This window comes from Microbacterium sp. UBA837 (assembly GCF_002296025.1).
Taxonomy (GTDB): Bacteria; Actinomycetota; Actinomycetes; order Actinomycetales; family Microbacteriaceae; genus Microbacterium.
In genome coordinates, this window is record NZ_DBHD01000124.1 from 2633 (window position 1) to 15253 (window position 12621).

The following is a 12621-nucleotide window of genomic DNA, read 5'->3' on the forward strand; positions in this document are numbered from 1 at the left end:
GAGTGAGGGCTTCGTAGGCTGGGACCATGAACAAAGGCACTCTCTGGACCGTCCTCGGAGTCATCGCCGCGATCGTGATCGCCTGGCTGCTCGTGGAACTGCTGTGGGGCGTCGCGATGCTCATCCTCAAGCTCGCCGTGGTCGCGGTCGTCGCCGTCGTCGTCTACTTCGTCCTGCGCGCCGTGTTCGCGAGGTCGTCGTCCTCAGAATGACCGTGCGTCGCCGGCTCCGGATCGCTGCCCTCGGTGGGGGAGCGATGGCGGCCATGCTCACCCTGACCGCGTGCGTCGGCGGCGCTGGACCCGTTACCTCTACCTCTCCCTCCGCCACCGCCGATGCCCGTAGCCCTCTCGTCGCTGAATCCAGTCCGACCGCGACCGTGCCGGCCGAGACCGCCCTGTGGCGCACGGCTGGTGCGCCGGCCGCGCTGGCGGGGTCGCTGCGGGTGCCGTGGTCGATCGTCCCGTTCGCCGACGGCACCCGGATCGTGAGTCTGCGGGGCGGCGCGGTGCTCGAGGTCGACGCGAGCGGGTCGACCCGCACGATCGGCACCGTCCCGGACGTGAACGTCGGCGGAGAGGGGGGTCTGCTCGGTCTCGCCGTCCTCGAGACGGATGCCGAACCCTGGCTCTACGCGTACCTGACGAGCTGGAGCGACAATCGCGTCATCCGGATGCCGCTTGTGGGTGAGCCGGGAGAACGCAGCCTCGGCCCGGCAGAGGTGGTGCTCGAGGGGATCCCGAGGGCGGGGAACCACAACGGCGGACGCATCGCGTTCGGCCCCGACGGGTACCTCTACATCGCCACCGGGGATGCGGGAAACACCGGGGCCTCGCAGGACCCCGCGTCGCTGGCGGGGAAGATCCTGCGCGTCGGAGTGGACGGGATACCCGCGCAGTCCAATCCGTTCGGCAATGCCGTGTACTCCCTCGGTCACCGGAACGTGCAGGGTCTTGCGTGGACCGCCGACGGCACGATGTGGGCGACCGAGTTCGGGCAGAACGCGACCGACGAGATCAACCGCATCGTCGCGGGCGGGAACTACGGCTGGCCGGTGCACGAGGGCGCGGCCGGAGACCCGGCGTACATCGATCCGGTGGTCACGTGGACGACGGACGAGGCAAGCCCCAGCGGACTGGCCGCCGCCGGTAGCACCCTGTTCGTCGCCGCGCTGCGGGGTGAACGCGTCTGGCAGGTCGACGTCGACGCGAGCGGTGCCCTGAGCGACCCGCAACCCCTGTGGGTCGGGGAGTTCGGCCGCATCCGTGACGCGGTGATCGACGGAGACGAGCTGCTGCTGCTCACGAACAACACCGACGGTCGAGGCTCCCCGTCGGGAGACGACGATCGCCTCCTGAGTGTTCAGATCGTCGAAGCAGCCCCCTGATCCGCGGCGTTCCTCTCAGGCCGGACGCGGGCGCGCGGCGACGAGGATGCCGGCCAGGACGACCGCCGCGATGACGCCGACCCAGAGCGCCGGCGACCCCACGGTCGCGTAGACGGCGGCGCCGCCGACGGCGCCGACGGCGATCCCGAGCCAGAGCGCCAGATAGCGCAGCCAGCTCGTGCGATCGCCACCGCGGAACGCGCCGACGATCCCCTCGCCGATCTTCACCAGGGCTCCGGTCATGTAGGTGATGCCGAACGAGGGTTCACCGCGTCCGCTGAAGACGGTGTTGACGGCCCCCATCGCGAACGAGAGGCAGACGGCTGTGGGGGCAACCCCCATGAGTGCTGCGCCGGTGAGGGCGTTCGGGTCGACCGGCGGCGCACCCGAGAGGAGGGCGCCGATCGCGATGACGCCGGCGACGCCGACGAGGATGATCCCGCCGCGATCGCGACCGGGGGAGCTGACGATCGTGCCACCCATCACCCCGAGCACGAAGCCCAGGATCACCAGGAACCCGAAGCCCGCGGCGGCGAGGTCCCCGCCTGCCAGCTCGACCCCCGACTGGGTGGTGTTGCCGCTCATGAACGAGACGAAGTATCCGCCGAGGTAGACGAAGGCGATGCCGTCGATGTATCCGGCGAGGATCGCGAGTGCAACGGCGATGGCCAGCCGGAAACGCGTGAGCGACCTGACCACGACGACCCTTCCGGCGGCGCATTCCTCCACACCGACCTGCCCCAGAGTATCGGCCCGTCGATCCGGCTCGTGGCCGGCGATGTCTGTCGGCAGACCTAGAGTCGAGGGCGTGGAAGAACCGGCGGACACCCTGTGAGACGAGCGGTGATGGTGCTCGGGATTCTCGCCGCTCTGGCGGGGGTCGTCGTCATCGCGGTGATCAGCTGGAGCGCGGCCTCTCGGCCGGGCGGGGAGGCGCGGCGGAACCCGGTGACTGCGCCGGCGATCGATGCCGCGTCGGCGCAGGAGATGCTGTCGCGGCTGCCGACGGTCTCGGGGGTAGTGGACGCGCCATACCAGCGTGATCTGTTCGGAGAGCGCTGGGCCGACGTCGACGGCAACGGGTGCGACACCCGCAACGATGTCCTCGCCCGTGACCTGTCGGCGGTGGTCTTTCGCGAGGGGAGTGGCGAGTGCAAGGTCCTCGAGGGGGTGCTCGTCGATCCCTACGACGGGCACACCGAGAGCTTCACGTCCGGGGAGCAGACGTCCCCTCTCGTGCAGATCGACCACATCGTCGCATTGGCGTGGGCGTGGCGCCACGGCGCTGATCGGTGGTCGGATGCCGAGCGCCTCGTCTTCGCGAACGACCCGGCGAACCTGGTGGTGACGGCGGATGAGATCAACTCCGCCAAGAGCGACTCGGGCCCGGCCGAGTGGATGCCGCCGGCTGCGGCATCCGTGTGCGGATATGTGATCGCCTGGGTGAGCGTCGTCGATGCCTACGACCTCGGGATCACCGGCCCCGATCGGGAGGCGGCGCGCTCAGCCCTGACGCGCTGCTGACCCCGTTGACGCGGTACCCAGGGACCTCGCGACTTCGCTTGTTAGCGTCGTCGCCATGCCCCCCATCTCTGGTTCGGCACGCACCATGCCCGATCTGGACGCCCCGACCGGGCGCAACGGGTCCACGGCGCTGGAGCAGGATATCCGTGCCGAGATCGCGGACGCCGAGCGCGAGGACCGCCCGATCAGACGGATGCTGCGCACAGCGCGCGCGTGGGTTGCGCGGCATCCGCGGGTCGAGATCGCCTACCGTGTCGGCGTCGCCGTGGTCGGGACGATCATGGCCCTCGGTGGACTCGTACTCGTTCCCCTGCCGGGACCGGGCTGGCTGATCGTGTTCCTCGGGCTCGCGGTGCTCGGCACCGAGTTCCACTGGGCGCGCCGGCTGTCGGGCTGGGTCAAGCGGATGCTGGACCGGTTCTGGCAGTGGTGGCGTCAGCGCCGCGCGGCTCGTGCCGCTCGCGAAGCTCGCGCAGAATAAGAGCCCAGGCGAGGAGGAACGCCCGCTCGTCGAGCCGCCGTCGACGCATCCAGCTCGTGACTTCTGCGTTGCACTTGCTCGCGTTGCAGCTGCCGCAGGCCGGAACCACGTTGTCGAGCGGCCGCCGCGCGAGATCGGAAGCACGCAGTCCTTCTGGAGGGCGAGACCCGCGCGTCCGCAGTACGCGCACCGCCCCCACGCATCGCGGATGAGTATCCATTCGGCGTCGGTGAGGTCGCTTCCCGATGCTGCGACACGTCGGGCGCGGCGGCGCGCAACGCGGGCACGGCGGGTGCGTGGGGCAGCCATGGGATTGACCGTAGCGCCCTCCTCCCGCGGCAGCGTCACGAAACGCGCACGCCAATCACGCATCGTCGCGGCGCGTGCGTTCCACCGGCGTTGGCGAGACGGCCACCGGTCTTGCGCTGCGTCAGCCGGCGGCGCGGTGGACGAGATCACGCAGGGTCGCCTCGACCTCGTCGGTGACCTCGACGACGGCGAAGGCTGTGGCCCACATCGCGCCGTCATCGAGCAGGGCGTCCTCGTTGAAGCCGACGCTGCCGTAGCGGGTGTCGAACTTCGACGCGGGCTGATAGAACACGACGACCTTGCCGTCTCGCGCGTACGAGGGGAACCCGTACCAGGTCTTGGGGTCCAGGTGCGGTGCCTCTTCCCGCACGATCCGGTGAAGCAGCTCCGCGACCGCCTTGTCTGTGCCGTTCAGTGCGGCGATCGCATCCACGCAGGCCCGCGCTTCCTTCTCCTTCTTCGCCGAGCCTGTGCCGCCGGCGGCCTGCTCGCGCAGCTCGGCGGCGCGCTGTTTCATCGCCTCGCGTTCTGCGTCGCTGAAGCCATCCGTTGAGGTGTCACGCTTGTCGGCCATTCGTGGGGTCCTTTCTGGTGCCGCTGACATCGAAGGTACGGGCTGCTGCGGTCGGGCGCTTCTCGATTCCTACTCGACCCGCGTGGCTGCCCGGAGCGAGAGGGCCGCGGCGGGGAGCGGTCAGCGAAAACACAGAGGGATTCGTGACCGAATCTCGACCTGAACCTCGCCCACGCCGGCCACCGGGCGCTGCTAACCTGCCGCGTGGGACGGACCCGACGACCGGACCCAGACACCTGACGGAGTGAATTCGATGCGGAACCTTGTGCGCCAAGACCAGCCCCACCCGATCGAGTCCGACGACCGAACGAGCACCCGATCCCCGGGGCGGCGCATGATCGGCGCCGTCGCGCTCGTGACGGCATCCGTGCTCGCGCTGGCAGGCTGCTGGGCACCTGCCGAGCCCGATGGTGAGGCATCCGCCGTGAGCGGTGCCGTCGTTCCCGTCGTCGACGGGGCAGCAGTATCCGGCTGGGAGGTCTCGGCATGGTCGGCTGGTGCGGAGGGCGAGCCGGCGTCGCAGATCGGGTCGACGTCATCCGATCGCGACGGTGAGTTCGTCGTCGATCTCGGTTCCGTCTCGCGGGGCGACGATCTGGTCTACCTGCTCGCGACCGCCCCCGGCGGTGACGACACGACGATGACCGCGACCTTCGCCGCCATCATCCCCGCGGATGCCACAGCTGTCGTCCTCAACGAACGCACGACCATTGCAGCCGGCTATGCGCTCGCGCAGTTCACCGGTCCGGACGGCGTCGAAGGTTCTGCGCCGGGCCTTCCCAATGCCGCCGCGATGTACACGAACCTCGTGGACGCGTCCACCGGTGATTACGGGGCGGTGCTGACCTCTGCGCCCAACGGCACGCAGACCGAGGCGCTTCCGACGTTCACCTCGCTCACCAACATCCTCAGTGCGTGCGTCGTGGATGCTGACGCGTGCCGCGCCCTTGTCGACGCCGCGAGCGCTCGGTCGGATCAGCGGTCCGTCGATACGTTCCGTGCTTTCGCTCAGATCGCGCGCGACCCCAGCGCTGCCGCATCCGCACTGTACGACCTGTCGCTGACTGTGGCGGGAGACCGCCCGGGTCTGATGGCGGCCCCTGCCGCCTGGACCCTCGCGCTTCGCTTCGACGGCGACGGGCAGACCCTCGACGGTCCGGGTAACTTCGCCATCGACCCCGACGGAAACATCTGGGTCAACAACAACTACGAGTACGGTGCCGACCCGCAGGACCCCACGTGTGGCAGTGACCTGCTGTTGAAGTTCGCGCCCGGCGGCGAGATGGTCGGCAAGTACACGGGAGGCGGGCTGAGTGGTTCGGGCTTCGGCATCGCCTTCGATCCGTCGGGTCAGCTGTGGGTGAGCAACTTCGGTTTCGCCGGCGAAGGATGCACCGAGCAGCCGCCGCACAACAGTGTGTCGCTCTTCTCGATCGAGGGCGAGCCGCTCTCACCGCCGGTGACCGGGTTCACCGCCGGTGAGCTGGCGTGGCCGCAAGGCATGGACGTCACTGCCGCGGGAGACGTGTGGAACGCGAATTGCCAGACCGGCACGGTCACCGTGTATCCCGGGGGCGATCCCGAGCAGGCGATGACCCTGGATGTCGGTCTCGACCAGGCGTTCGGTGTTGTCGACACCGGGCAGCACGTCTTCGTGAGCGGCATCGCGAGCAGCTCGGTGGCGGTCTTCAACTACGACGGCACGCTCGTGGGTGACGCGCCGCTTGCAGGGGATGAGTTCGTGTTGCCGATGGGTGTTGCCTCCGACCCGGAGGGCAACGTATGGGTCGCCAACTCCGGCTCCACGACCCTCCCGTGCCCGACGCGGCCGATCTCGTCGGGGCCGACCGGTTCGATCGCGCTCATCGACGCCGACGGGCAGACGGTGTCGGGCCCCTTCAGCGGTGGCGGGATCACCCGGCCGTGGGGCATCACGACCGATGGCAACGGGAACGTCTGGGTCGCGAATTTCTCCGACCAGCGCGTGTCGGCGTTCTGCGGGACCTCGCCCGACACTTGCCCCGGCAGCCTGTCGACGGGTGACCCGATCTCGCCGGATGCCGGGTACGCGTTCGACGGCCTCGTCCGCAACACGGGACTGATCGTCGACCCGTCGGGCAACCTGTGGATCGCCAACAACTGGGAAGAGGTTCCGCTGCAGACGAACCCCGGCGGTCACCAGATCGTCGCCTTCGTCGGTCTCGCCGCCCCCGTCGAGGTCCCTCCCTTCTCCGGCTGAGTTGTCCCTCCTCCGGCTGAGTTGTCCCTCTTCCAGCCGAGTTGTCCCTCCTTCAGCTGAGTTGTCCCTCTTCCAGCCGAGTTGTCCCTCCTTCAGCCGAGTTGTCCCTGAGCGGTGCATGGGGGACGAACCCACAGCATCCGTACCGAGCCCACAGCTTTCTGCCGAAGGATCGTGTGGGTTCCCGAGTTAGGTGTGGGTTCGGCGGTGGTCCGGGGCGACCAGGGGCATCCAGCAGGCATGAAGGGATGAGGCGGATGCTTGCGCGGGGCATCCCGCGGATGTTACGTTTCTCGACCCACAACGACGTGCCCAGGGGTAACCGTCAGGTCCCCGAATCGACGGCAGGTCAAGTCCCGTGGTGTGGTGTCACTTCGGTTGTTTCCGGTGGTGGATGGGGTTAGGCGGTCAGGTAGAGCTCGGGGCGGGCGGGTTCTGCGTGGTCGCGGAGGGTGTGGATGAGCTTGCGCATGGAGATCTCGGAGAAGTAGCGGCGTTCGCCGTATTGCCATTCCTCGTGCTGCTCTTGCAGGACAGCGCCGATGAGGCGGGTGACGCTGTCGCGGTCGGGGAAGATCTGGACGACGTCGGCGCGGCGCTTGATCTCGCGGTTGAGGCGCTCGATGGGGTTGTTGGACCAGATCTTCTGCCAGTGCTCACGCGGCATGGCGGCGAAGGCGGTCAGGTCCGCTTCGGCGGCCTCGAGCATTTGCGCGATCTCGGGGAACGATGCGCGCAGGCTGTCGGTGACCTGCCGGTATTGCGCGGTCACGGCCTCCGGGCTGGTCTGGGCGAAGATCGTGGTGATCAGCGCGTTGACGGGCTTGGATCGGGCCGAGCCGAGCTTCTGGGTGACGTTGCGGGCGAAGTGGACGCGGCAGCGCTGCCAGGCAGCTCCCGGCAGGATCGCCTTGACAGCGGCTTTGAGGCCGGCGTGCGCGTCGGAGGTGACAAGGGCGACGCCCAGCGGGTCGGCGTCGGTGGCGACCTTCAGTCCCCGCTCGCGCAGGGAGCGCAGGAACTCGGTCCAGAAGTCCGTCGTCTCCGCATCTCCCAGCGCCATGCCGAGGATCTCGCGACGGCCGTCGCCGGAGACGCCGGTGGCGACCACGAGCGCCTGGGAGACGACGCGGCCGCGCAGGCGGACGTCGAGGTAGGTGGCGTCCAGGAACAGGTAGGGGAACCAGGTGTGGTCGATGCGGCGATGCAGGAACTCCGCGACGGCTTCGTCGATCTCCGTGCAGATTCGCGAGACGGTCGAGCGGGAGATGCCGGTGTCGTTACCCAAAGCGCGCATCAGCTGGTCGACCTTGCGAGTGCTGACCCCGTCGATCCAGGCTTGGCAGATCACCGCGTAAAGGGCCTTGTCGACGCGGCGCCGCGGGGACAGCAACGACGGGAAGAACGACCCTTCCCGCAGCTTCGGGATCGCCAGGTCCACCTCCCCGGCCGGAGTGGCGAGGGTCTTCGGACGGGTGCCGTTACGGCGCGTGACGCGCTCCGGGGTGCGCTCATGCGGGGCGGCGCCGATCTTCGCAGTGGCCTCCGCGTTGATCAGGTCCTGCAACCCGGCCTGCAACATCCGCCGGAACACATCCGAGTGGGCGAGGTCGGGATCGGCGAGGACTTCGCTGATCAGGGTCGTCAAGGCAGACTGGGTATGGGTCATCGTGGGATCACTTCTTTGCTTCTTGCTGGAAACAACTGGGGTTCCCACGATGGCCTCTCTACGTCAACGACGGCGAAAACCCCGCGGGAAGTGACACCACGCTAAGAGACTCACCCCGACGGCACGCCCCCGAAACCGCTGTATCTCGGTAGGTCGGGGGTCGTTGCCCTGCCCGCCCCCGCAGCCCCCTCTGACGCGCGAGCCCACCCTTGGGCGCGAGCCCACAGCATCCGTGCCGAACCCACACGTTCTGACCACCGAAACGTGTGGGTTCGCGCGGGAAGGTGTGGGTTCGGCAGGATGGGCTCGCGCGATCGGGCCCAAGAAGGTGTGGGTTCGTCGAGGGGGTCTGTGCCAGGCTCGGATCGTGAGCACCAGCACGGACCTTCGCGTGACACCACCGACACGTCGCGAGTGGCTCGCCCTCGCGGTACTGTCGACGGGGCTCGGGATGATCGTCCTCGACGGCACGATCGTTGGCGTCGCCCTCCCGGTGATCATCGCCGACATCGGGCTCGACCTCACCGACGCGCAGTGGGTCAACAGCCTCTACGCCGTTCTTCTGGCCGCGCTCTTGCTGTCGACGGGCAAGCTTGCCGACCGGTGGGGGCGCAAGCTCCTGTTCCAGGTGGGGCTTGTCGTCTTCGTCGGCGGCAGCATCCTGGCGGCGATGGCGGATGCCGCGGGGCCGCTCATCGCGGCGCGCGCCGTGCAGGCGATCGGTGCCGCTCTGATCATGCCTTCGACGCTCTCGACCGTGAATGCGGTGTTCCGCGGCAAGTACCGGGGCGCGGCGTTCGGGGTGTGGGGTGCGGTGATCTCGGGAGCCGCTGCCATCGGTCCGTTGGCCGGTGGCGCCCTCACCCAGTGGGCCTCGTGGCACTGGATCTTCCTGGTGAACATTCCGCTCGGAGCTGCGGTCTTCATCGCGGGCCTGCTCACGGTGCCCGAGACGAAGGGCGCGAAGGGGCGGCCCGGAGCGGATGTCGACGGCGCGCTGCTGAGCGCGATCGGCTTCGGCGCACTCGTGTTCGCTGTCATCGAGGGGCCGCAGTTGGGCTGGTGGGCACCGACAGGCGAGTTCTCGGTCTTCGGATGGCAGTGGCCGGCGGATGCTCCGGTGTCGGTGGTACCGATCGCCTTCCTGGTCGCTGTCGTGGCGCTCGTGCTGTTCGTGGTGTGGGAGCGTCACCGCGAGAAGGTGCGCCGTTCCGCGATCCTCGATCTGAATCTCTTTCGCCTCCCGACCTTCACCTGGGGAAACGTCACGGCAGCCATGGTGGCAGTGGGGGAGTTCGCGATCATCTTCGTGCTGCCCCTGTATCTCGTGAATGCGCTCGGCCTGGATGTCATGGGCGCGGGGCTGGTCCTGGCCGCGATGGCGCTCGGCGCGTTCTTCTCGGGCGCATCGGCGAGGCACCTGGCGGCGCGCTTCGGCTCGCCCGGAACCGTGCTGATCGGACTCGGGCTCGAGGTGGTCGGGGTCGCCGTCCTCGCTCTGCTCATCACCGGCTCCAGCTCGGGGTGGATCGTCGCGATCCCGTTGGTCGTCTACGGTCTGGGGCTCGGGCTTGCGTCCGCCCAGTTGACCGGGACGGTGCTGCAGGACGTGCCCGTCGACGTCTCAGGGCAGGGGTCGGCAACCCAGAGCACGGTTCGGCAGGTCGGGTCGGCCCTCGGTACGGCCTTCGCGGGTGCGGCGCTGACGGTCGCCCTCGCGCTCACGCTGCCGGCCGCGCTGACTGATGCCGGCATCACGGGGTCGAGTGCGACCCAGCTCGCCGACACGACCCGGCAGTCCGCGGGAACGACGATCAGTCAGTTGCGTGCCGAGGGGACGAGCAGTCCGCTCGGTGACCAGACTGCGGCGGCGGTGACGGCGCTTTCGAACGGCTTCGCGGATGCCACACGTTGGTCACTTCTCGTGGCGACGGTGTTCCTGCTGCTCGGATTCGTGGGTGCTCTCGTCGTTCGCCGTGCTGCGGCACGGTCGACGGGTGCGGCGGTCTCGGCATCCGATGCCCGCATGGGAGGGCAAGGATGAAGTACGACCTCAAGAAGGACCGGAAGGATCTGTACGCGCCCGGGTCCCACGATTTCGTGCGCGTGACGGTGCCACCCCTGACCTATCTGGCCATCGGCGGTCACGGCGACCCCAACACGGCAGCCGAGTACACGGATGCCGTGAGTGCTCTCTATGCGTCGGGGTATGCCATCAAGTTCGCCTTCCGGGCCCGCTCGGGTGACGACTTCGTCGTCGGTCCGCTCGAGGGGTTGTGGTCCAGCGACGACCCGTCGAGCTTTGCCGAGCGCCGTAAGGATGCGTGGGACTGGACGATGCTGATCCCGTTGCCGCCGGCAGTGACGGATGCCGACATCCGTGTCGGACTCGACACCGCAGTCCGCAAGAAGCCCGAGCTGCCGATCGACAGGGTCGCTGCGCGCACGATCGAGGAGGGGCTGTCGCTCCAGATCCTGCACGTGGGTTCGTATGATGCGGAGACGCTGACGCTACGGCGCCTGCACGCGGAGCTGATGCCGGCGCAGAACCTCACATTCAACGGGCCGCACCACGAGGTCTATCTCAGCGATCCGCGACGGGTCGCCCCCGAGAAGTTGAAGACGATCCTGCGTCAGCCGGTGCGCGCGATCGACTGACGGAGGTCCGGCAGGATTACTGCCGGACCCGTGGCGATCACGCGGCCGGCGCCGACTCGGCCTGCGCCGATGATCGCGGCCTCGAGTGTGCGTAGGCCGGCGAAGGTGTAGGCGGCTGCCGGGCCGATCATGCGATGCATACGCTGAGCACCCGGATGTGGGGATTCACCCACGATGTTCTTCCGACGCCGTCGGCATCAGAGGCCGCGTCCGGCGGTGGGCCGGTCGCTGCATCAGAGGAAGCCGCGCTGGCATCGCTCTCGGCATCCTTTCCCCATATCGTGCGGATGGCGCTGACGGCCCCGGGCGCCGCGGGCGGCTGCGACGCGGATGCGGAGTTCCGTTTCGCTCTCGACATCCTTCTCGAGGCGTTCGAGCAGCGCCGGCTCTCGGGATGGAGCTCGACAGAGGGGCGCTGACCGCGCCGGTCAGTGATCGAGTCGGTCACTGACGCTCGCCACCGCGCCAGGATCCGACCGGCCGCGCCCGGTGCGCGGTCAGGATCGAGAGACCGAGCGTGGCAGTGGCTGCCGCCATCGCGGCAGTCCCGACGCCGGCTGCCGCCGCGAAGGCTGCGTCGGCGTCTGCGCGCGCCGCGTCAGAGGGGATGCGGACGACCGCAGCTCGCGCAAAGGCGAGATCCATGTCGGCCTCGAGGTCGGCGAGGGTCGCTTCGGCAGCAGCGAGGTTCGCCTCCGCACTCCAGTTGTTGCAGAGCGGTGACCACGGGTTCACGCGCAGGCAGTCCGCGTGACCGGTGGCGAACTCGCGCAGTCGCTCTGTCTCATCCTGCGCGTCGACGACGACATCCGCTCCCGACGCGGGAAATGTACCAGCCTCAGCCAGGTCGAGGGTCGCCCGTCGTAGCCTGGACGGATGACACGCGACTCCCGTGACGCGGCGGGGCCGGTGGGCGCCACGCCCGGGGCTCGGCTCGCTGCGGCTGCCTCCGCCGGGCATCAGGACGCACGCCGGCAGCTTCTTCAGCTCGTGTCGACCGACCCGATGGCCGCGCGCCGCGACAGCCTGGCTGCGCTGCTCGGGCTTCCCGATGACCCCGATGCGAGACCCGCTGCCGTCCTCATCCTGTTCGGGGTTCTGGATGACGCGCCGAGCGCTCACCGGGCGAGTGCTGCAGCCGTCTCGCGGGATCTCGACGTGCTGTTGTTGGCGCGGGCGACGACGCTGCGTTCGCACGCGGGCCAGGTCGCCTTTCCCGGGGGTCGTCTGGAGCCGGATGATTCCGGTCCCGTCGCTGCTGCGCTACGCGAAGCCCAGGAAGAAACGGGACTGGACCCGGACGGAGTCGATGTTCTGGGCACCCTCGCCGAGGTGCCCTTGCCGTACTCCTCTCATCGCGTGACCCCTGTCTTGGGGTGGTGGCGCGAGCCGTCGCCGGTGCGCGCTGTCGATGTGGCCGAGTCGGCGGCGGTCTTCCGTGCGCCGGTCGCCGACCTGCTCGATCCCGCGAACCGCGGATGCACAGGCATCGATCGCGGCCCTCGCAGACACCGCGCCCCCGCGTTTCAGGTGCGCACCGAGACCGGCGAGCACCTGGTCTGGGGGTTCACCGCCATGCTGCTGGACGGCTTGTTCGACCGCCTGGGATGGACCGAGCCGTGGGATCGGATGCGCCGGCTCGCGATCCCGAATCTGTTGCCCTAGGCGAACCGGTCCCGGCAGGCGGTGCTGCTGCTGTGACGCGGCTGGCGTCGGCGCCGCGCCCCGGCCTGTGAGTAGTTCTTACTCATTGCAGTGAGGGGGAAGCCACTCGATGCTG

14 protein-coding genes are annotated in these 12621 nt (G+C 68.9%); 9 read left to right on the top strand and 5 right to left on the bottom strand.

Going from position 1 to position 12621, the window contains the following annotated elements; genetic code table 11:
- Positions 1-26 precede the first annotated feature (26 nt).
- Positions 27-212, top strand: coding sequence for a hypothetical protein (locus B3587_RS09295; RefSeq protein WP_292728073.1), 186 nt, complete (start codon positions 27-29; stop codon positions 210-212).
- A gap of 53 nt (positions 213-265) precedes the next feature.
- Positions 266-1387, top strand: coding sequence for a PQQ-dependent sugar dehydrogenase (locus B3587_RS09300; protein WP_292728075.1), 1122 nt, complete (start codon positions 266-268; stop codon positions 1385-1387).
- Between the two features lie 15 nt (positions 1388-1402).
- Here B3587_RS09300 and B3587_RS09305 read toward each other — a convergent pair whose 3' ends face one another.
- Positions 1403-2215 carry a YoaK family protein gene (locus B3587_RS09305; protein WP_292728077.1) on the bottom strand — a complete coding sequence of 271 codons (813 nt, stop codon included), beginning with the start codon at positions 2213-2215 and terminating at the stop codon, positions 1403-1405.
- Between the two features lie 18 nt (positions 2216-2233).
- Here B3587_RS09305 and B3587_RS09310 point away from each other — a divergent pair, with 18 nt between their 5' ends.
- Both B3587_RS09310 and B3587_RS09315 read left to right on the top strand, forming a co-directional pair.
- Positions 2234-2911, top strand: coding sequence for an HNH endonuclease family protein (locus tag B3587_RS09310; protein ID WP_292728079.1), 678 nt, complete (start codon positions 2234-2236; stop codon positions 2909-2911).
- Between the two features lie 55 nt (positions 2912-2966).
- Complete coding sequence (locus B3587_RS09315; RefSeq protein WP_228178665.1) at positions 2967-3392, top strand: TIGR02611 family protein; 426 nt, start codon at positions 2967-2969, stop codon at positions 3390-3392.
- A 430-nt stretch (positions 3393-3822) separates the two neighbouring features.
- On the opposite strand, the gene B3587_RS09325 is transcribed toward B3587_RS09315, so the two are convergent.
- Positions 3823-4275: a hypothetical protein gene (locus B3587_RS09325; protein ID WP_228178666.1), complete on the bottom strand. Its 453-nt coding sequence runs from the start codon at positions 4273-4275 to the stop codon at positions 3823-3825.
- A gap of 253 nt (positions 4276-4528) precedes the next feature.
- Between B3587_RS09325 and B3587_RS09330 the strand changes: the two genes are divergently transcribed.
- Positions 4529-6514 carry an NHL repeat-containing protein gene (locus B3587_RS09330; protein WP_292728082.1) on the top strand — a complete coding sequence of 662 codons (1986 nt, stop codon included), beginning with the start codon at positions 4529-4531 and terminating at the stop codon, positions 6512-6514.
- Between the two features lie 400 nt (positions 6515-6914).
- On the opposite strand, the gene B3587_RS09335 is transcribed toward B3587_RS09330, so the two are convergent.
- Positions 6915-8183: an IS256 family transposase gene (locus B3587_RS09335; RefSeq protein ID WP_056519183.1), complete on the bottom strand. Its 1269-nt coding sequence runs from the start codon at positions 8181-8183 to the stop codon at positions 6915-6917.
- Positions 8184-8634: 451 nt separating this feature from the next.
- On the opposite strand from B3587_RS09335, the gene B3587_RS09340 reads away from it, so the two are divergent.
- Both B3587_RS09340 and B3587_RS09345 read left to right on the top strand, forming a co-directional pair.
- A complete protein-coding gene (locus B3587_RS09340; RefSeq protein ID WP_292728092.1) occupies positions 8635-10227 on the top strand; it encodes an MFS transporter in 1593 nt (530 codons plus the stop codon).
- Positions 10224-10841, top strand: a complete 618-nt coding sequence (locus B3587_RS09345; RefSeq protein ID WP_292728086.1) for a GyrI-like domain-containing protein — start codon at positions 10224-10226, stop codon at positions 10839-10841. Before B3587_RS09340 ends, B3587_RS09345 begins: the two co-directional genes overlap by 4 nt.
- On the opposite strand, the gene B3587_RS09350 is transcribed toward B3587_RS09345, so the two are convergent.
- Positions 10817-10981 (bottom strand): hypothetical protein, encoded by a 165-nt coding sequence (locus B3587_RS09350; RefSeq protein WP_292728088.1) that lies wholly within the window; start codon positions 10979-10981, stop codon positions 10817-10819. The two genes, B3587_RS09345 and B3587_RS09350, sit on opposite strands and share 25 nt — an antisense overlap.
- On the opposite strand from B3587_RS09350, the gene B3587_RS09355 reads away from it, so the two are divergent.
- Positions 10976-11260, top strand: a complete 285-nt coding sequence (locus B3587_RS09355; RefSeq protein ID WP_292728090.1) for a hypothetical protein — start codon at positions 10976-10978, stop codon at positions 11258-11260. The genes B3587_RS09350 and B3587_RS09355 overlap by 6 nt on opposite strands.
- 25 nt (positions 11261-11285) lie before the next feature.
- On the opposite strand, the gene B3587_RS09360 is transcribed toward B3587_RS09355, so the two are convergent.
- Positions 11286-11576 (bottom strand): hypothetical protein, encoded by a 291-nt coding sequence (locus B3587_RS09360; protein WP_228178671.1) that lies wholly within the window; start codon positions 11574-11576, stop codon positions 11286-11288.
- A 270-nt stretch (positions 11577-11846) separates the two neighbouring features.
- Here B3587_RS09360 and B3587_RS09365 point away from each other — a divergent pair, with 270 nt between their 5' ends.
- Positions 11847-12506 carry an NUDIX hydrolase gene (locus B3587_RS09365; RefSeq protein WP_292728094.1) on the top strand — a complete coding sequence of 220 codons (660 nt, stop codon included), beginning with the start codon at positions 11847-11849 and terminating at the stop codon, positions 12504-12506.
- Positions 12507-12621: the final 115 nt, after the last annotated feature.

Coding starts and splice junctions, on each gene's coding strand:
- B3587_RS09295 (WP_292728073.1), top strand. CDS start 27: ATGAACAAAGGCACTCTCTGGACCGTCCTCGGAGTCATCGCCGCGATC.
- B3587_RS09310 (WP_292728079.1), top strand. CDS start 2,234: ATGGTGCTCGGGATTCTCGCCGCTCTGGCGGGGGTCGTCGTCATCGCG.
- B3587_RS09330 (WP_292728082.1), top strand. CDS start 4,529: ATGCGGAACCTTGTGCGCCAAGACCAGCCCCACCCGATCGAGTCCGAC.
- B3587_RS09335 (WP_056519183.1), bottom strand. CDS start 8,183: ATGACCCATACCCAGTCTGCCTTGACGACCCTGATCAGCGAAGTCCTC.
- B3587_RS09365 (WP_292728094.1), top strand. CDS start 11,847: ATGGCCGCGCGCCGCGACAGCCTGGCTGCGCTGCTCGGGCTTCCCGAT.
- B3587_RS09340 (WP_292728092.1), top strand. CDS start 8,635: ATGATCGTCCTCGACGGCACGATCGTTGGCGTCGCCCTCCCGGTGATC.
- B3587_RS09300 (WP_292728075.1), top strand. CDS start 266: ATGCTCACCCTGACCGCGTGCGTCGGCGGCGCTGGACCCGTTACCTCT.
- B3587_RS09325 (WP_228178666.1), bottom strand. CDS start 4,275: ATGGCCGACAAGCGTGACACCTCAACGGATGGCTTCAGCGACGCAGAA.
- B3587_RS09345 (WP_292728086.1), top strand. CDS start 10,224: ATGAAGTACGACCTCAAGAAGGACCGGAAGGATCTGTACGCGCCCGGG.
- B3587_RS09350 (WP_292728088.1), bottom strand. CDS start 10,981: ATGCATCGCATGATCGGCCCGGCAGCCGCCTACACCTTCGCCGGCCTA.
- B3587_RS09315 (WP_228178665.1), top strand. CDS start 2,967: ATGCCCCCCATCTCTGGTTCGGCACGCACCATGCCCGATCTGGACGCC.
- B3587_RS09355 (WP_292728090.1), top strand. CDS start 10,976: ATGCATACGCTGAGCACCCGGATGTGGGGATTCACCCACGATGTTCTT.